The 17,068-nt window shown below is 54.0% G+C and carries 19 protein-coding genes and 2 tRNA genes; 18 read left to right on the top strand and 3 right to left on the bottom strand.

What is annotated here, in order from left to right:
• Positions 1–14 precede the first annotated feature (14 nt).
• Positions 15–1,472, bottom strand: coding sequence for a preprotein translocase subunit SecD (locus tag M0R30_RS01690; RefSeq protein ID WP_292542490.1), 1,458 nt, complete (start codon positions 1,470–1,472; stop codon positions 15–17).
• Positions 1,469–2,320 carry a protein translocase subunit SecF gene (locus tag M0R30_RS01685; protein ID WP_292542487.1) on the bottom strand — a complete coding sequence of 284 codons (852 nt, stop codon included), beginning with the start codon at positions 2,318–2,320 and terminating at the stop codon, positions 1,469–1,471. Before M0R30_RS01685 ends, M0R30_RS01690 begins: the two co-directional genes overlap by 4 nt.
• 216 nt (positions 2,321–2,536) lie before the next feature.
• On the opposite strand from M0R30_RS01685, the gene M0R30_RS01680 reads away from it, so the two are divergent.
• The 17 genes from M0R30_RS01680 to M0R30_RS01600 all read left to right on the top strand — a co-directional run bounded on the left by M0R30_RS01680 (position 2,537) and on the right by M0R30_RS01600 (position 15,497).
• Positions 2,537–2,848, top strand: a complete 312-nt coding sequence (locus M0R30_RS01680) for a DUF2551 domain-containing protein (protein ID WP_292542484.1) — start codon at positions 2,537–2,539, stop codon at positions 2,846–2,848.
• Positions 2,849–2,911: 63 nt separating this feature from the next.
• Positions 2,912–3,202, top strand: a complete 291-nt coding sequence (locus M0R30_RS01675; protein ID WP_292542482.1) for a hypothetical protein — start codon at positions 2,912–2,914, stop codon at positions 3,200–3,202.
• Positions 3,199–3,606: an archease gene (locus M0R30_RS01670; protein ID WP_292542480.1), complete on the top strand. Its 408-nt coding sequence runs from the start codon at positions 3,199–3,201 to the stop codon at positions 3,604–3,606. Before M0R30_RS01675 ends, M0R30_RS01670 begins: the two co-directional genes overlap by 4 nt.
• Before the next feature lie 21 nt (positions 3,607–3,627).
• Positions 3,628–5,061, top strand: a complete 1,434-nt coding sequence (locus M0R30_RS01665; RefSeq protein ID WP_292542478.1) for an RtcB family protein — start codon at positions 3,628–3,630, stop codon at positions 5,059–5,061.
• Positions 5,058–5,633, top strand: a complete 576-nt coding sequence (locus M0R30_RS01660; RefSeq protein WP_292542475.1) for a hypothetical protein — start codon at positions 5,058–5,060, stop codon at positions 5,631–5,633. The genes M0R30_RS01665 and M0R30_RS01660 overlap by 4 nt, the downstream gene beginning before the upstream one ends.
• Before the next feature lie 144 nt (positions 5,634–5,777).
• The gene (locus M0R30_RS01655; RefSeq protein ID WP_292542473.1) at positions 5,778–6,200 is read left to right on the top strand and encodes a DUF2111 domain-containing protein; all 423 of its coding nucleotides are present in this window, start codon (positions 5,778–5,780) and stop codon (positions 6,198–6,200) included.
• Between the two features lie 4 nt (positions 6,201–6,204).
• Positions 6,205–7,185 (top strand): biotin--[acetyl-CoA-carboxylase] ligase, encoded by a 981-nt coding sequence (locus M0R30_RS01650; RefSeq protein ID WP_292542470.1) that lies wholly within the window; start codon positions 6,205–6,207, stop codon positions 7,183–7,185.
• Between the two features lie 47 nt (positions 7,186–7,232).
• Complete coding sequence (locus M0R30_RS01645; protein WP_292542468.1) at positions 7,233–7,742, top strand: biotin transporter BioY; 510 nt, start codon at positions 7,233–7,235, stop codon at positions 7,740–7,742.
• Complete coding sequence (locus M0R30_RS01640; protein WP_292542465.1) at positions 7,739–8,410, top strand: energy-coupling factor ABC transporter ATP-binding protein; 672 nt, start codon at positions 7,739–7,741, stop codon at positions 8,408–8,410. The genes M0R30_RS01645 and M0R30_RS01640 overlap by 4 nt, the downstream gene beginning before the upstream one ends.
• The gene (locus M0R30_RS01635; protein ID WP_292542462.1) at positions 8,407–9,099 is read left to right on the top strand and encodes an ATP-binding cassette domain-containing protein; all 693 of its coding nucleotides are present in this window, start codon (positions 8,407–8,409) and stop codon (positions 9,097–9,099) included. Before M0R30_RS01640 ends, M0R30_RS01635 begins: the two co-directional genes overlap by 4 nt.
• Positions 9,087–9,740, top strand: coding sequence for a hypothetical protein (locus M0R30_RS01630; RefSeq protein WP_292542459.1), 654 nt, complete (start codon positions 9,087–9,089; stop codon positions 9,738–9,740). The genes M0R30_RS01635 and M0R30_RS01630 overlap by 13 nt, the downstream gene beginning before the upstream one ends.
• A 51-nt stretch (positions 9,741–9,791) precedes the next feature.
• On the top strand, positions 9,792–11,531 hold the full coding sequence (locus tag M0R30_RS01625; protein ID WP_292542457.1) for a pyruvate/oxaloacetate carboxyltransferase: 1,740 nt from the start codon (positions 9,792–9,794) through the stop codon (positions 11,529–11,531).
• Complete coding sequence (locus tag M0R30_RS01620) at positions 11,528–13,003, top strand: acetyl-CoA carboxylase biotin carboxylase subunit (protein WP_292542455.1); 1,476 nt, start codon at positions 11,528–11,530, stop codon at positions 13,001–13,003. The genes M0R30_RS01625 and M0R30_RS01620 overlap by 4 nt, the downstream gene beginning before the upstream one ends.
• Before the next feature lie 351 nt (positions 13,004–13,354).
• Positions 13,355–14,206, top strand: coding sequence for an ABC transporter ATP-binding protein (locus M0R30_RS01615; RefSeq protein ID WP_292542453.1), 852 nt, complete (start codon positions 13,355–13,357; stop codon positions 14,204–14,206).
• Positions 14,203–14,850: an ABC-2 transporter permease gene (locus M0R30_RS01610; RefSeq protein WP_292542450.1), complete on the top strand. Its 648-nt coding sequence runs from the start codon at positions 14,203–14,205 to the stop codon at positions 14,848–14,850. Before M0R30_RS01615 ends, M0R30_RS01610 begins: the two co-directional genes overlap by 4 nt.
• The gene (locus M0R30_RS01605; protein WP_292542448.1) at positions 14,850–15,227 is read left to right on the top strand and encodes a GntR family transcriptional regulator; all 378 of its coding nucleotides are present in this window, start codon (positions 14,850–14,852) and stop codon (positions 15,225–15,227) included. The genes M0R30_RS01610 and M0R30_RS01605 overlap by 1 nt, the downstream gene beginning before the upstream one ends.
• Positions 15,228–15,384: 157 nt before the next feature.
• Positions 15,385–15,497: transfer RNA gene (locus M0R30_RS01600), tRNA-Met, on the top strand.
• A 35-nt stretch (positions 15,498–15,532) separates the two neighbouring features.
• Here M0R30_RS01600 and mmp10 read toward each other — a convergent pair.
• Positions 15,533–16,759 carry a methyl coenzyme M reductase-arginine methyltransferase Mmp10 gene (mmp10, locus tag M0R30_RS01595; protein ID WP_292542445.1) on the bottom strand — a complete coding sequence of 409 codons (1,227 nt, stop codon included), beginning with the start codon at positions 16,757–16,759 and terminating at the stop codon, positions 15,533–15,535.
• A 149-nt stretch (positions 16,760–16,908) separates the two neighbouring features.
• Between mmp10 and M0R30_RS01590 the strand changes: the two genes are divergently transcribed.
• Positions 16,909–16,981: transfer RNA gene (locus M0R30_RS01590), tRNA-Thr, on the top strand.
• Positions 16,982–17,068 lie beyond the last annotated feature (87 nt).

The following is a 17,068-nucleotide window of genomic DNA, read 5'->3' as shown; positions in this document are numbered from 1 at the left end:
AATCTATGGTATTGTTACTTGGAGAGGATCGCCATGATGATCTTACCGTATGCCGGACGGGTGATGATTACACCGACGAGCACACCAAGGATCGTGATGATGGCAAAACCCTTGAGGGTCGAGAGGTCCATCAGGACAAGCGGGACCATCGCAATAATCACCGTGGCAGCGGCTGCAATGATAATACCCAGTGCCCGTGCCAGCCTCTTGAGATAGAGGTTCGGGGACGGGACCTTTCCTTCGTGCAGGATCTCATCCGTGATGATCACGAGCTGGTCGATACCCGTTCCGAGGACGGCAATCAGACCCGCAATGGTCGGCAGGTCCAGCTGGAATTTAATCGCGGCGATGAACCCGAGCAGGATGAGCACTTCCGAGGCATTGATCAGTACCATCGGCAGGACGATACCTGGTTCCCGGTACCGGTAGTAAATGACACACGCGACCATGAGCAGTGCAAGCACGCCGGCAAGGAGTACCATTGCCTTGTACCGCTCCCCAAGGGGTGCGGACGTTGAGCCTGAACCGGCAATACTGACATCAACCGGTAATGCCCCGGCCCTGAGGTGGATCTCCAGGTTCGTTGCAGCATTTGCCCCGGCCGTCCCGGTACCGGTCGATGCGATCATCTGCCGGACCTGTTCGGTCTTGAGCGACGATGCAAGACGATCGTTCAGGGGCGCCGAGTAGACGGTCACGTTGTCGAGGATCATCATCAGCTCGTGGCTATCGGGGTCATCCGTTGCACCGTACTTGATCGCGGCATCCTGGAATTCAGCCGCTCCCGCCGAGTCCAGGGTGAACGACACACCCCATGACCCGGACTGGAGATCTTTTTCCGGCACCTGGACACTGGAGATCTTGTCACCAAAGACCACGTGCTCCGACTGGTTACCGGTTGTCTGCACCCGGATCTCGAACTTGCCCTGTTTACCAACGATCTGCTGGGCTTCGTTCATGTTAACGCCGGCAAGCTCAATCCGGACATACCGGACTACATTGTTCAGGCCTGCAAGCGTGTTGACCTTGGCATCCTTGGTGCCCATCGAGTTGATCTTGTTTTCAAGGATGGTCTTGATATGAGCCGCGGAGTCCTTGGAAACACCCTCCTGGTAACTGGTGAGCGTGCCACCCTGTTCACTGAACTTTGCTTCAAGTTCTTCCCGGGTGAAATATTTCCGGATCTCAATATGGTTGGCATCAATCAACTCCATATCGGCATCGAGACTCTGCGAGAGGTTGCCGACAAAGTCGTTAAGAGGGCGGTCTGTGGTGAAACCAACCACTTCGGCGCGGAGTTCCAGCTGGATCCATGCGCCCTGCTGGAGGTCAAGGCCGTACTGCAGGTTCGAGGCAAGGTGGCCGTTCTCATCGAAGTGGGGATATATGGCAATAAGGGACCCGAGGATGAGGATGATCAGGACGGCGACACGCCAGTCCGAAACAATGGTTTTTATCTCCTTTGCGTTCATTTCCCACCTCCTCTAAGGACGTACCATTTGATAATTCCAACATTGGTCAGCCAGGTATTGATGACATCAAAGAAGAGACCGATGAGGAGCACGGCAGAAATTTCCATGAGGATCTGGATCGAGCCGATCCAGGAGACAACGAACAGTACCGCAATCGCCGCAAAGGTGGTCGTGGTCATGCTGATACCGGTATGGAACGCGCCGGTAAGCTTGTCGTTCAGTTTTCCCTGGCGTTTCAGTACACGGTTGGTGAGCAGGATATCGCTGTCCACGGAATAACCGATGAGCATAAGGAGTGCTGCGGTTGTCCCCAGCGTTAAGGTGATGCCTGCAAGGTTCATCGCTGCGGCGGTCATTACCATGTCGGCAAATGCTGACAGTACGACTGCAACGGACGGGACAAATGTCCGAAACGAGAGGAAGACCACGATTGCCATGCCGATGAAGGAAAAGATCAGGGCAATGAAGGCCTGGTACTGCAGGGATTTCCCGAATGTTTCGCTGATCTGGTTGATGCTTGCATCCGCGTACTTCTCGCTGACCAGTGCTGACAATGACCGCGATGTGGCATCATCCATGGTGCCGAATTTTAAGAATTTTGCATCGTTCATGTCGCTGATCTCCACGAGCGGATAGTCAGCAAATACGGTCCGCAGCTGATCGTGGCTGTCCGTTGTCCGGATAGTTACCGCAGTGCCTCCCGAAAAATCAAGGCCGGGGGTGACCGGCATCCCTGTTGTCGCCATGTAAAAAGCAACGAATGCCAGGGATAGTACAAGAAGCACGAGCGGGATTACCACCAACTGTTGTGGCGAGTATTTCTCGATATTATAGTTGATCAATCCCATATCGTATTCATCTGTAATGGACGAATAAATAGTTATCAGACCCTTGTGCCGTTACCCGCTGATGGATACCGCCGTGAACGGGTATGCGCGGAAGGCCGGTTTCCGGATTGCGCAGAAAATTTTTGTTCCTTCTTTAAATGGCCGAATCTGCAATTGGGGATTTTAAAACGCACAAAATCAAAAATTATATATACGGTGAACTTTTAGACTACAATTATGAGATCTCCTTCAGAGATCAAGAGAGTCATCGAGGGCCGGTTACGGTCATACCTGTCCCGCGACAAGACCGGTATCCGGCGCGAAGTCCTCAGGCTCTTTGTAAAGAAGAAATCGATCACAATCGCCGAACTGGTGGCAAAACTGCAGAAGCAGTTCACCGTTACTTTTCATGCGATTGCGTCGATGGTTGGTATCATTGCTTCCCGCATCGGTATCCTCCGCTCATCGCGGAATGCCGATGGCGTGAACAGTTACGAACTCAAGGAAAAGTATGTCGACATTGTGACCGGGATTGTCGGGACTGCCTGAAAGGGTGTCCCGGTTTCCGATCCATAACGGTTTTTACTCCATCATTCCTATGATTGTAGCATCATGTACACTCATCCTCATGGCAGCGCAGATCTGAGCGACGTCACCGTTTACCCGGAAGTTATTGACTATATCAATAAACGGGACTGTGATTTCAGGGTCTGTACTTCCTGTGGCGGTCCGATATTGTTACCCATCCGGATCAAACCCCCGAAAAAAACAGATCTGCTCTTAAAAGCAGGTAACCATACCGTTTACATTTCCATTCACCAGGCCCGGTTTCTCCACTCGCTCCAGATGGACATGATCCCGTTTTTTGATGACAACGAGCAGAACGGGTACGACCGCGAATGAGTTTTACGGAATTGCCCCACACGGCAGATGTAAAGATCCGGGCATGCGCCCCCACCCTTGACGCCCTCTTTTCCGATGCACTCGATGCGCTGATGCAGGTGATGTACGGGAAAGACCGCAAGGGCAGGGTCTCAAAAGAGATCGATGTCGAATCTTCCGACAACGAGGCGCTTCTTGCGGACTTCCTTTCCGAGATCCTTTTTATCTCAGAAGTTGACAGGCTGGTCTTTTCCCGTGCAGATATCCGGATCGCCGGGGGAAAATTGCACGCGGTGCTTGAAGGGGAACCATTTGATCCGTCACGGCATGCCGGCGGCAGTGAAGTGAAGGGGATCTCCTATTCTGGCATGTCCGTTACCCGCGATACGAACGGATATATGCTGGACATCATATTTGATGTATAAAGAAACCCGGCAGGTGAGCAGATGATTGAAGGCGTAAAACGGATCGATACAAACGAGTGGGAGGTGCCGGAGGGATTTATTCCCGGCATGCGGGTCCCGGGACGGTTTTTTCTTTCGGAGTCCCTTGGAGAGAGCCTTGAGCCCGGGGCACTGCAGCAGCTCGCGAATGTCGCAACCATGCCGGGCATTATCAAGAATGCCCTCGCCATGCCGGATATTCACTGGGGATACGGGTTTCCCATCGGGGGGGTTGCGGCATTCTCGCTCGAAGACGGGGTCATCTCGCCCGGGGGCGTGGGGTTTGACATCAACTGCGGCGTCCGGCTGATGACCACGCCGCTCTCCTTTGCGGATGTCAGTGGCAGGCGGGACCTGGTCGACCAGCTCTTCCATGCAGTCCCCACGGGGGTTGGTGCGAAAAGTTCCCTGAAGCTCTCGCCGCGTTCGCTCGATGCGATGATGACAACAGGTGCCCGCTGGGCCGTGGAGAACGGGTATGGCGTCCCCCGCGATCTCGTCAGGTGCGAAGAGAGCGGCTGCATGAACGGGGCCGATACGCGCCATGTATCGGCAAAGGCGCGGCAGCGCGGCATACCGCAGGGTGGCACCCTGGGGTCCGGCAACCATTTCCTTGAAGTCCAGGTCGTCCGCGAGATCTTCGATCCGGTTGCCGCGGAGGCGTTCGGGATCCGGGAAGGCCAGGTCTGCTGCATGATCCACTGCGGTTCACGGGGGCTCGGGCACCAGGTCTGCACGGATCACGTAAAACTCCTTGAAGCGGCGACAAAAAAATACCAGATCAAGCTTCCCGACCGGCAGCTTGCCTGCGCACCGCTCACGTCCCCGGAAGGCAGGGAATATTTCGGCGCCATGGCCGCCGCGGCAAATTATGCGTGGGCAAACCGGCAGATGATCACGCACACCACCCGCCAGGTCCTCTCAACGCTGTTCCGGATCGATTACGAGGACATGCCGCTCGTGTATGACGTTGCCCATAATGTCGCAAAGTTCGAGGACCATGTTGTCGATGGGAAGTCCATGAAGGTCTGTGTCCACCGCAAGGGCGCTACCCGGGCATTCGGGCCGGGCTCGGCGGATATCCCCCCGGAACTCTCCTCCATCGGCCAGCCGGTGATCATTCCCGGCAGCATGGGCACCTCCTCCTATATCCTCCGCGGGACCGAGACCGCCATGGAGAGGACCTTTGGCAGCACCTGTCACGGGGCGGGCCGGATCATGAGCCGCTCGCAGGCCAAGAAGCGGATGAGCGGGAAGGAGGTGACGGAGAACCTGTTAAAGGAAGGGATCATTGTCCGGGCCCCCCACGAGAACGCGATCGCGGACGAAGCACCCGGCGTATACAAGCCCAGCGACGAGGTAGTCCGGGTTGTGCACGATGTCGGCATCTCGCGGCTCGTGGCCCGGCTCAGTCCCGTTGGGGTGATCAAGGGATGAGCTGCCGGGCAGGATTTGTCTGGAACTCCCCGCAGCACTTCAGCCGGCTGATCGAGGACTGCGGGATCATCTGTGAAATCGTCACGCCCCAGATGCTCGCAGCCCCGTTCTTCCGGGGCTCGTTCAACTGCCTGATCATCCCCACCGGCTTTGGGAACCCCCGGTATTCAAACCTCCTCCCGGCACTCCGGGCCTCGTCATCGCGGATCAGGAGGTTCGTGGAAGGCGGGGGGAACCTCCTTGTCTTCGGGGCCGCGGATGACAGGCCGGATGCCTATGACTGGCTGCCGTTTGAGGTGACCTACCGGCATGACTGCCATCCCAGGAGCCTCGCCTTTTCCGGGGGGTCTGTTGCCACGACGATTGTTGATGAATATAATCCGGAGAATATCGAATGCGACGGGACATTCCCGGTCCATGAGGGGCGGGGTATCGGGGCGGATGGATCATCGGATGTCATCATTGAGCACACCTGCGGGAAGGGAACGATCATCGTGACCAGTGTCCATGAGTTCCCTTCACGCAGTTTCCTCAAAACATTCTGCTGCAATGGAGATCAGACGACCTTTTAATCACACGCCGGTAATCCGGACAAAGCGTCATTAAGAGGATTTAAAGAATTTTTACAGAATTTTTTCGTTTTGCAGGGAAATGGCCCTGCCTGATACGCAACCTTCATCTGGATAAAGAATGACCAGAGTATTGAGGCATTCTTTATGCACCGCTATATTTTATCCTGCAGTGCCGAATCAGACGAGCTTGAGCCCATTGTCCTTGCCGTCCATGACCTGGTACACCGGCTTCCCGTCACTGCGAAGTCCGTTGACCGGGACGGCATCCGGGTTGAGGACGGGAGAGTAATTGACCGCAAGTACACCGGCCCGATCCTTCTCGATGCCATTGAAAAGAACACGCTGATCAAGACAACCCCCTCAACCGGGGCCTATAAAGGAGTGCCGGTCACCGTTACACCCATCCGGGATAAGGACGGGAACGCGATCGGTGCGATCGGTATTGTCGATATCACGGGCATATTCGATCTCGCCACGCTCATGGAGCACCAGTCTGCGATCCTCAAGCAGGTGTGCGGCAAGGACCCCTGCCCTCTCGATTCAGAACAGAGCAATTCCCGGAGGTAATGTCATGCCGGAATCCGCGTTTAAAGTACTTGAGATTCTCGAACGTGCAGAAGGCCCGCTCTCAGGGGAGATAATCAGCAATGAACTGGGCATTACCCGCTCGGCAGTCTGGAAACATATCAACGAACTCCGCATGATGGGGTATGATATCTCCTCGTCGCAGAAAGCGGGATACCAGCTCACCCATCCGAGCACCCGACTGCTCCCGTACGAGATCCATAAGAAGCTGCAGACCCGGTTCATCGGTAAAAAGATGCGGTACTTCGAGAACACGTCCTCAACCATCTGGGTGGGAAAGCAGCTCTGTTCCGAAGGCGATGTCGATAAGATGCATGGTATGGTCATCATCGCCGAGGAGCAGACCGGCGGTTTCGGCAGGATGGGACGGGCCTGGATCTCACCCAGCGGCGGGATCTGGCTGACCATTGTCCTCAAGCCCCATGTGCCCATCGACCATATCTTCATGATCACGATGGCCGGATCGATTGCGGTCGCACGGGCGATCCGTAAGGAGTTCAATCTCGGTGCCCTCATCAAGTGGCCCAACGATATCTTCATCGGCAACAAGAAAGTGGCCGGCCTCCTGCTCGAACTTTCGGCAGATTCCGATGTGGTCCACCACTGCCTCCTCTCCATTGGGATTGACGTGAACGTACCTATCACCAATTTTACACCGGAACTCCAGAACCAGATCACCTCCATCTGTGCGGAGGTGGGCCACAAGGTTGACCGTGCCGCATTCCTTGCCCGCATCTTAAAAGAATTTGAGAGCCATTACCTTTTGATCGAGAGCGGCGAATATGACGCGATCATCCAGGAATGGAAGAGCATCTCCTGCACGCTGGATAACCGGGTCCAGATCCGGACGCTCAAGAACAGCTTTGAAGGCGAAGCGGTGGACATTGACGAGTTCGGCGCGCTGATCATCAGAAAGCCCAATGGCAAGCTCGAACGCGTCATTGCCGGCGACTGCTATCACCAGTGACAGGATTACCTTTTTATCGTCAACCATCATTTTTTTAATGGTTGACGATGTTTGGTGACCTGGAGCGATCACGGCTCATTGCATATTCCGCTGCCTTCATCGGCCTCATCGCGCTCGGGAGCTGGATCTCCATTCCCTGTATCCCGGTGCCGTTCACCCTCCAGACACTGTTCGTGCTGCTTGCCGGCGCCGTGATGAAGCGCAGGGCCGTGATCCCGGTTGCCGCGTATGTTGTACTGGGAGCACTCGGCCTCCCGGTATTTCACAACGGCATGGCCGGGCCGGGTGTGCTCCTCGGCCCGACCGGGGGATACCTTATCGGTTTTATATTCACTGCACTGGTTGTCGGTCTGGCATATGAGAGAGAATCCCGGTATGTGCATATCGCCGGGATTGCATGCGGGACCGCCATTACCCTTCTCTTTGGCATGGCGTGGCTGATGTATTCCCTCGGGATGGGTTTACTCCCGGCATTTTCTGCCGGCGTCCTGCCCTTTGTCATTGGTGGCACCATCAAGTGCGTTGCCGCGTACGTGATTGCCCGAAGGCTTCCATGATTTTGATACGCAACCTCCGGCACCAGGCGCTCGATATTCCTTCACTGGATATCCTGCCCGGGATCACATCAGTGATCGGGCCAAATGGCAGCGGCAAGACCACGCTCCTCAAATGCTGTGTCGGGATCACTGAACCGGCTGCGGGGTCGGTGCTTGTCGATGGCCTCCCACCGCGGGAGACGGAGACCGGCTGGGTAAACGAGTTCCCGGACCGCAATATCCTGTTCGAAACAGTTGCGGACGAGGTTGCGTCCCCGTTAAGGTTCCGTCGGGTTTCGTGTGACATGATCTCCGGCCGGGTCGACCATCAGCTTGGGGTGATGGGCATCATTCACCTCCGGGACAGGGCGGTTCGCGATCTCTCAGGAGGCGAGAAGATCCTTGTGGCCCTTGCTGCGGCCCTTGTCCATTCCCCCCGGGTCCTTGTGCTTGACGAATATGACTCCCATCTCGATGCCGGCAGGGCCCGTACGATCGATGGCATCCTGAGGTCGGGCGGGATACCCTACGTGATCCGGTGCACCCAGCAGATGGAGACCGCTGCACTGAGCGACCGGATTGTTTATCTTGAAAATGGCAGGGCCGTGCACCACGGAGCGCCCCACGAGGTCTTTTCCACTCTTTCTGGCAGTGCATTTTACCCGCTTTCCCTGAGGTGCGGCACATGAGAGTTCTCCTGGACAACACCTGCCTGTCCCGGGAAGGATGGTCCCTCTCCGCCCGGGGCATATTCGCAGAAGGCATCCACCTGGTCAGCGGCGATACCGGCACCGGGAAGACCACACTCGCACTGATGCTCGCCGGGCTGTTACCCCCGTCCTCCGGCACGGTTTACCGCGAAGGGATATCCTCGCTGATGGTCTCGTTCCAGTTCCCGGAATATCATGTCACGGGAACAACCATCAGGGACGAATGTATCTCATGGGGTGTCGATCCCACGGCCATATTAACCGCAGCGAACCTCCGTGACCGACTGGATCACTCCCCGCTGAAACTGAGCAGGGGCGAATTGAAACGCCTTCACCTTGCCTGCGTCATGGCCCGGGAATACGATCTCCTGGTACTTGATGAACCCTTCAGCTCCCTTGACTGCCGGGAAAAAGAACGCGTGTGCATTGAGATCTCACACCGTACAACCGGTGTAACGGTGATCTTTACGCATGAACAGATGCAGTTCCCGCGGGTGGATTATATCTGGGAGATCGCCCATGGTTCACTTCACAGCAGGGGATCAATTCCCGGTGCGTTTGAGGTATGGGAACATGCACCAGAAATGATAAAAAAACTCATAGCACGGGGGAAAGTGCCGGAAAATATCACTCCATCCGATCTCCTGGAGGCGGCATGCAGGACGTAAGACTGCGGACCGCTGCGGCAGTACTCCTGTGCATATCAGCCTTTTACAGTATCCCGGGAGCAGTTGCAGCATTTCTCTGGTGGCTCATCTTCACGGGCAGGTTTGCACAGGTAAAACAATTCCGCATGATGCTTCCCGTTGCAGCCATGATCGCTTTTTTCAGTATCGTGCTCGCGCTGACCGGGGGCGACGGGGCATCCTATTTTATCCGTATGATGGTTATCATCCTCATCGGGTTCTGGTTATACACGGAACAGAAGAGCGGCGAATTCCTCCGGTTTGGCGTATGGCTGCTGGGAGAACGCGCAGGATTCGAGCTCGGCATGATGGCGGATATGGGCATGCAGACCCTGCACCTCCTGATCCATGACTTCCACCAGATCCGCCTTGCAGAAACACTCAAAGGGATAAATCCCCTGTGGAAGACGCTGGTCCCTGCCGGTTTCGTTCTCGTGAATGGTACACTCTCCCGGGCCGAGAGCACCGCTGAACTCATGGCGGTGCGGGGGTATCGTGACGGAGGATCGCTCTGCCCGGAGTTCATTACACCAAAAATGGACATCCTTTCCACAGGTACAGCGCTCTGCGTGCTCATCATCGCTCTCATTCCCGTTAGTGAATTTTTTATACTTTACCGATGAAGTTTTGAGAGGCTGAATATCTAATCCTGCTGCCCGGCAGAGGTCTCCTTCATGCACGCTGCGTCCACAAAAAAAGTCCTGATTACCGATACCACCCTCCGTGACGCCCATCAGTCACTGATTGCCACACGGCTCCGGACTGAGGACATGCTTCCTCTTGCACAGGAAATCGATCACTGCGGTTTTTTTTCCGTTGAGGCATGGGGCGGTGCAACATTCGATACCTGCATACGGTTTTTAAACGATGACCCGTGGGACCGGCTGAAGGCTCTCAAGGCAGAACTCAAGCATACTCCCATCCAGATGCTCCTCAGGGGACAGAACCTTGTCGGGTACCGTCACTATCCTGATGATGTCGTCGACAAGTTTGTTGACGCTGCCCATAAGAACGGAGTCGATATTTTTCGTATCTTCGATGCGCTGAACGATATCCGGAACATGAAGCGCTCGATGGAGCGGGTCAAGAAGACCGGGGCGCACCTGCAGGGCACGATATCCTATACCACAAGCCCGGTCCACAGCACGAAATCATTCATCGATCTGGCAAAGGAACTGTACGCCCTTGACTGCGATTCGATCTGCATCAAGGACATGGCCGGCCTCATTATGCCAGCCGAGGCACGGGAACTTATCACCGGCATCAAGAAAGCGGTGGATGTGAAGGTCTGTCTCCACAGCCACTGCACGAGTGGTATCGCGCCCATGAGTTACCAGGCAGCGATCGATGCCGGTGTCGACATCCTCGATACCGCAATGTCACCCGTTGCCATGGGTACCTCCCAACCGCCAACCGAGAGCGTTGTCGCATCCCTGATCGGGACGCCCCGCGATACGGGCATCGACCTGATCAAGCTCAGGGTAGTCCGCAACCAGTGCCTGCAGATCCGGGAAAAATACGGCGGGCTCTTCAACCCGATCTCGGAACGCGTGGACAGCGACGTCCTCATCTACCAGCTTCCCGGAGGCATGATCTCCAATATCGTCTCGCAACTGCAGGAACAGGACGCACTTGACCGCTGGGACGAAGTCCTTGCGGAGATCCCCCGGGTCCGAAAAGACCTTGGCTACCCTCCGCTCGTCACGCCCACGAGCCAGATTGTCGGCACCCAGGCCGTGCTGAACGTCCTCGTCAACGGCCAGCGGTACCGGAACGTGACCAAGGAGGTCAAAGACTATGTGCGCGGCCTCTATGGCAAATCCCCCGGGCCGGTGAGCGATGAGATCCGCACGCTCATTATTGGTGATGAAAACGTAATTACCTCCCGGCCTGCCGACCTGCTCGAACCCGCGTACGAGAGCATGAAAGCGGAGGCAACGAAAGCAGGACTGGTAAAAAAAGAGGAGGATGTCCTGACGTACATCCTCTATCCCGCCATTGCCCCCTCGTTCCTCAAGGGAGAGCGGACGATTGAAGAGATCCCAAAAAGGCAGCCGGCCCAGAAACCTGCCAGTGACATTCCCAGCCAGATGGAAGTTGAAGTGGATGGCGAGGTCTTCTCCGTCAAGATCGTATCCGTTGGCGGGAGTAAAGTCGAAGTGACCAGTGTAGCACCCCAGAAGATCCCGCGCGGGGAATTTGCTGGCGGCATCAAGAGCAATATGCAGGGCATGGTCCTCCAGGTGCTTGTAAGCCGGGGTTCCGCGGTAAAGAAGGGCGATACCCTTATTGTCCTCGAAGCGATGAAGATGGAGAACCCGATCCACAGCCCGGCTGACGGCAAGGTCACCGAGATCTTTGTCGATACCGGCGATGTCGTCCAGAACGGCGATGTCCTGCTGGTGGTGCAATGAAATTTTTTGAGAAACTCTTAATCGCCAACCGTGGCGAGATTGCGATCCGGGTGATGCGGGCCTGTCGCGAGCTCGACATCGAGACCGTGGCGATCTATTCCGATGCGGACAAGAACGCCCTCCATGTCAAGTACGCGGACGAGGCATTTCATGTCGGCGAAGCGCCCCCCTCCAGGAGTTACCTCAACATGGAGCGCATCATCGATATTGCCAAGAAGTCCGGTGCCGAGGCGATCCATCCCGGGTACGGGTTCCTTGCAGAGAATTACCGGTTTGCCAAGCTCTGCCAGGACGAGAGCGTCACATTTGTCGGCCCCGGATGGAAGACCATCAAGGCGATGGGCTCCAAGATCGGCAGCAAGCAGATGATGAAAGATGCCGGTGTCCCGGTACTCCCGGGTACGGATAGCGGTATCAAAGACATTGATGTAGCAAAAAAAGTTGCCACGGAGATCGGGTACCCGGTCATTGTCAAAGCGAGTGCCGGGGGTGGCGGCATCGGGATGCAAATCGTGGACAACGAGCAGTCCCTGGAAGAGGCTGTCACGGCGAGCCAGCGAATTGCAAAGTCTGCGTTTGGGGATGCAACAGTATTCATCGAAAAATACCTCACCCAGCCCCGGCATATCGAATTCCAGGTGCTTGCCGACGAACACAAGAACGCTGTCCACCTGTACGACCGGGAGTGCTCGATCCAGCGCCGTCACCAGAAACTGATCGAGGAGGCCCCCTCCCCGATCATGACTGACGAGCTGCGGGAGCGGATGTCACAGTCGGCACTCAAGGTCGTCGAAGCATCGGATTATTCCAATGCCGGCTCGGTCGAGTTCCTGTACAGTGAAGGGAACTATTACTTCATGGAGATGAACACCCGCCTCCAGGTAGAGCATACGATCACGGAGATCATTACCGGTGTCGATCTTGTCAAACAACAGATTGCCATTGCAGCGGGTGAATCACTCCCGTTCGAGCAGAATGACCTCTCGATCCGCGGGCATGCGATCGAGTGCAGGATCAATGCCGAGGACCCGCTCAATAACTTCGCGGCCGACCCGGGCAAGATTCTCCGTTACCGGTCACCGGGCGGGCCCGGCATCCGGGTCGATTCCGGCATCCACATGGGATACACGATCCCCACCAATTACGACTCGATGATTGCAAAACTCTGTGCCTGGGACAGCACCCGCACCGATGCGATCATGAGGATGCGACGGGCAATCTCGGAATATATCGTTCTCGGCATCAGGACCACGCTCCCCCTTCATTACGCAATCATGAACAACCAGCAGTTCATTGAGGGGAATACCCACACGCACTTCCTGCAGGAAGAGCATATATTACGTACACTCGAGCGGTACAAGCGGGATGAGGAGACCCGCATGCAGACGCTAGCCGGGTCGTTTGACCAGGGGAAGAAAGTGGCTGCGATCACCGCCGCGATCAACATGTACCTCCAGCAGAAGAAGGAATAAGGCTGTCGGGTCGGCTTTGCACTTAAAGTAAGGATCTGATCGGACTTTAAGTGCAAATCCATGACTTTAGGTACGACCAGTTGTATTTTAATTATAGTCAGAAAACTGACTAATGATCAAAATTTTCGAAGGTTTGTTCTTAGTTTGTTCTTATTGTTGTCATCCTTCTATCATCTGTTTTCATTGTCAATTTCAAAAATGATGGAATTATCGATGGTATGCGGCAGTAATTCAGGAAATCTATTATCTTTGCTAGCTGTGCAAGATAGGCTTTAAGTGTAAAACCCTTAGCAATGATGATATATTGTGTATGTTCAATATATACAATATTCATGGTTTAGGAGGAGGACAATGGAGCTTTTAAGGATAGACAACTTGAAAAAACGGTACAGTTCGTTTGAACTGAAAGATGTATCCTTTTCTTTGGAAGCAGGGTATATCATGGGCTTCATTGGCCCCAACGGTGCAGGGAAAACGACTACGCTGAAATGCATGCTCGGCTTAGTAAAGCCCGATGGCGGCGAGGTGCAGATGTTTGGACATGACTTCTTCCGAAACGAGCTTGCATGTAAGCAGCTTGTCGGCGTGTCTTTCGGCGGTGTAGACTACTATACCAAAACTCAATTAAGAACAATAACGGATGTTGTCAGCCGATTTTACAAAAATTGGGACAATACGGTGTATAAATCCTACATGCAACGATTTAATCTGGATGAAGATAAACGCCCATCGGAACTGTCCGGTGGTATGAAAATCAAATATTCTTTAGCACTTGCAATGTCGCACCATGCAAAACTGCTGATTCTTGACGAGCCTACCGGAGGTCTGGATCCTGTTGCCCGTGACGACCTGCTTACGTTGTTTCAAGAACTCATCGAAAGCGGTGAAATGAGCATTTTATTCTCGACCCACATCACAAGCGATCTTGAAAAGTGTGCGGATTTCATCACTTATATCGAAAACGGCCGAATTATTACAAGCTGCGAAAAAGATGAATTGATCGCGTCATATCGCCTTGTAAAGGGCACAGCTGCTCAACTATCAGACGTTAAGGCGCGGCTGATATCCGAAAAAACGCATGCATTTGGCTTCACGGGACTGATCCAAACAAAAGACCTGACCGACAGCGATACGGTTACGGCAGAAGCGCCTTCCCTGGAGGATATAATGATTTATCACGCAAAAAAAGGAGAATCGCCATGAAGAATCTGCTGAATAAAGAATTCCGGCTCGTAATCACTCCGCTTTTTTTCTTGATTACCTTGTTCGGCGTATTGCTTCTTATTCCGGAATGGGTATTTCTTGTCGTGCCTATGTATTTGTTGTTTATCGCTGTGCCGAGTATTATTGGAACCGCAAAGGCTCAAAACGATATTGAATTTACCGTGCTGCTGCCTGTCCGAAAAAGCGACGCTGTTAGGGCAAGGGTACTGGCAATCGCACTTTTTCAGGTAGTACAGATATTTGTCATCGCAATATTCGTGGCCTTACATATAATACTGTATCATACCGGTAATTTTTTAATTGACACCAACGTGGCATACATCGGCTGCATTTTCGCTATGTATGGGATTTTCAACGTGATATTTTTCCCGATGTTATATAAGACGGCATACAAATTTGTCGCACCGCTCATTGTCGCTATGATATTTACCAGTGTATTTGCTGCAGGTATCGAGTTTCTAATAGTTACCGTACCGGCGGCCGCGCTTGTGCTGGACGGCATCAGTCTGGATGCGCTGATTGGGCAAATACCTGTACTTATTTGCGGAATTGCCGCATTTATACTGCTCACATGGATTTCAATCCGCGTATCAATTAAACGCTTTAGTAAGGTTGACTTGTAATGTCGCTGGATATTGTAATTTCGTCATCCTCTGAAAAACCCATATATCAACAGCTTTTTGAGCAACTGTCCTCGCAGATAATATTAGGACAGCTGCAGGAAGGGTATTGCCTCCCGCCGATACGCACGGTGGCGAAGGAACTTCAAATCAGTGTAATAACGGTAAAAAAGGCATGGGAGGAATTGGAACGCAGAGGCTTAATCCACTCAATGGTTGGCCGGGGGTGCTTCGTTGCTCCGCTGAGCAGTTTTGAGCGGCTGGACAAGCGGGATGAAATGGCGTTCGATAAAATAAAGAAAGACGTTGCGTATTACAAATCGCTCGGCATAAGCGAGAAAGAGATCATCGAATTGATCAGGGCTTTTTATAAAGAATAAACACCCGAAATGGCAGGGATGTACTGCTGCGATTTTTTGATGATGTGCTTACAACGGTCTTGCACCCAAAGGAGGAATCTGATCTGACTTTAGGTGCAAAGCCTGTTGCGTCAGAACCTTTAATAGTTTTTACGGCGTTTTTATTATGCACTTTTGTGCTGCGGTGGCCTAGCTGGTTAGGGCGCCAGACTCATAGGGTTGTTGAACACAAATTACACGTTCACGCTTCGAGAGATCTGGAGATCGGGGGATCGTAACCCTCTCGCAGCATACTGTTTTTCTCGTCACCGTACGGTCTTGCCGGATCATTTCCCATACCGGTTGACCATCTGGATCAATTCAGCAAACCCGTTCATCTCCATTTCCAGTACCTGGTCACGGGTCATCCCCATACTGGTCTCGGCATCGGCAGTCAGCATATCGGGCCCCCGGATCACCGAACGCTCGATCCCGTCGCGCGAGAGGATCTCCTCTGCCTCGGCATCATGGACGAACGCACGGCCGGGAATGATCACCACCGTTTCGAGAGACGCGAGGTCGAGCCCTCGGAGGTCGTCCGCGGTGATCAGGCAGGCGATCTCTTTTGTTACCGGAACAACTGACACTACCGACCCGCAGGCAGAGAGGATCGTATCGATGAACGGCGTGGCAATGCTTCCGCTGATCACGCTCGCCCGTTTCGTGACCCGTGGGAGTTTTGCGAGCAGGTCCGGTTCATAGCGGATCGCAAACGGCGAGCCGATCTCCGGATCCCAGAGCGGCGTGCCGGATATCTTCATCGTAAATTTTTTCCGGAGGTCCGTGATCATGTCACGGAACGATTCCACGCTCTGGACGTTCTGTTTCCCCATGACCGGCCCGTTGCCGAGGATGAGCCCCTGCTCCGTGGCATTGGCAAACCGCATCAGGATAAGGCCCTTTGCCCCCCGGTCCTGGAGCCACCGGCAGGTCTCCTCCAGCACCTTGCCATCGTTCACACCCGGGAGAACAACCGTTGCTGCGTACACATCTGCCGCACCGCAAAGTTTTTCGAGAATTACAAGCGAGGCTTCCGGTGTCGGGTCGTGCATGTACTGCTTACGGAGTTTCGGGTCCGTGGCAAAAACTGTAAATGAGATCTCTGTAAGTCCGTTCTCGATCAGGAGATCGGCAATCGCCGGGTCATCCCAGCCCTTCCCGCTTGTGTATCCGATATGGAGCGGGGCTTCCGTGCTGCCGAGCAGCTCGATGAGATCCTTAAACTGCGGGTAGCAGCTCGGATCACCACCACCACTTATTGTGATCCGTTCGATCTCGCCCTGCTTTAACTGGAGGTTCGCGAGAGTCTCATCTGCGATGCTCCGGAGGTCCTTGAACCCGGAGTACTCCTCTTTTACACCACGGGTGCAGTAGTCGCAGCCTTTCTTGAACGGCAGGCAGTACCGGCACCCGAGCTCTGTTTCACCCTTGACTTTTTTGAAATAGCAGTATTCGCAGTATCCGCGGCAGTTGATGCCGGGGCTTCCGCCAATATCCACGGTCAGCTGGGCCATCTGTACTACTACGTCTGTGCCGGGGGGTATAAGATATTTGGATGTGTTTCCGGATCAGGCTGATCGAGATCTTTCCTGCGGGGTAATGGCGGGAAAACTACCGGGCCAGACACCATCTTTTTTACCATCCAACGTCAAAATACTATGGCGCCTCAGTGGCTTAGTTGGCAGAGCGGCTGACTTGTAATCAGCAGGTCCCGTGTTCAAATCACGGCTGAGGCTTATTCAATTTTTTTCAATTCCAAATATTTTTACAAAAAATCAGATTGATCAAGGACTTATTAAAACGTTGTAAGCTAAACATTTTTA

The sequence above is a fragment of the Methanoregula sp. genome (assembly GCF_023227875.1).
Lineage (GTDB): Archaea > Halobacteriota > Methanomicrobia > Methanomicrobiales > Methanospirillaceae > Methanoregula.
This window is presented reverse-complemented; position numbering and strand designations above follow the sequence as displayed.

Bases quoted from the DNA above. Each gene is read 5' to 3' on its own strand.
- M0R30_RS01685 (WP_292542487.1), bottom strand. From the start codon at position 2,320: ATGGGATTGATCAACTATAATATCGAGAAATACTCGCCACAACAGTTG.
- M0R30_RS01620 (WP_292542455.1), top strand. From the start codon at position 11,528: ATGAAATTTTTTGAGAAACTCTTAATCGCCAACCGTGGCGAGATTGCG.
- M0R30_RS01690 (WP_292542490.1), bottom strand. From the start codon at position 1,472: ATGAACGCAAAGGAGATAAAAACCATTGTTTCGGACTGGCGTGTCGCC.
- M0R30_RS01605 (WP_292542448.1), top strand. From the start codon at position 14,850: ATGTCGCTGGATATTGTAATTTCGTCATCCTCTGAAAAACCCATATAT.
- M0R30_RS01670 (WP_292542480.1), top strand. From the start codon at position 3,199: ATGAGTTTTACGGAATTGCCCCACACGGCAGATGTAAAGATCCGGGCA.
- M0R30_RS01675 (WP_292542482.1), top strand. From the start codon at position 2,912: ATGTACACTCATCCTCATGGCAGCGCAGATCTGAGCGACGTCACCGTT.
- M0R30_RS01640 (WP_292542465.1), top strand. From the start codon at position 7,739: ATGATTTTGATACGCAACCTCCGGCACCAGGCGCTCGATATTCCTTCA.
- mmp10 (WP_292542445.1), bottom strand. From the start codon at position 16,759: ATGGCCCAGCTGACCGTGGATATTGGCGGAAGCCCCGGCATCAACTGC.
- M0R30_RS01625 (WP_292542457.1), top strand. From the start codon at position 9,792: ATGCACGCTGCGTCCACAAAAAAAGTCCTGATTACCGATACCACCCTC.
- M0R30_RS01630 (WP_292542459.1), top strand. From the start codon at position 9,087: ATGCAGGACGTAAGACTGCGGACCGCTGCGGCAGTACTCCTGTGCATA.
- M0R30_RS01650 (WP_292542470.1), top strand. From the start codon at position 6,205: ATGCCGGAATCCGCGTTTAAAGTACTTGAGATTCTCGAACGTGCAGAA.
- M0R30_RS01615 (WP_292542453.1), top strand. From the start codon at position 13,355: ATGGAGCTTTTAAGGATAGACAACTTGAAAAAACGGTACAGTTCGTTT.
- M0R30_RS01660 (WP_292542475.1), top strand. From the start codon at position 5,058: ATGAGCTGCCGGGCAGGATTTGTCTGGAACTCCCCGCAGCACTTCAGC.
- M0R30_RS01655 (WP_292542473.1), top strand. From the start codon at position 5,778: ATGCACCGCTATATTTTATCCTGCAGTGCCGAATCAGACGAGCTTGAG.
- M0R30_RS01610 (WP_292542450.1), top strand. From the start codon at position 14,203: ATGAAGAATCTGCTGAATAAAGAATTCCGGCTCGTAATCACTCCGCTT.
- M0R30_RS01645 (WP_292542468.1), top strand. From the start codon at position 7,233: ATGTTTGGTGACCTGGAGCGATCACGGCTCATTGCATATTCCGCTGCC.
- M0R30_RS01635 (WP_292542462.1), top strand. From the start codon at position 8,407: ATGAGAGTTCTCCTGGACAACACCTGCCTGTCCCGGGAAGGATGGTCC.
- M0R30_RS01665 (WP_292542478.1), top strand. From the start codon at position 3,628: ATGATTGAAGGCGTAAAACGGATCGATACAAACGAGTGGGAGGTGCCG.
- M0R30_RS01680 (WP_292542484.1), top strand. From the start codon at position 2,537: ATGAGATCTCCTTCAGAGATCAAGAGAGTCATCGAGGGCCGGTTACGG.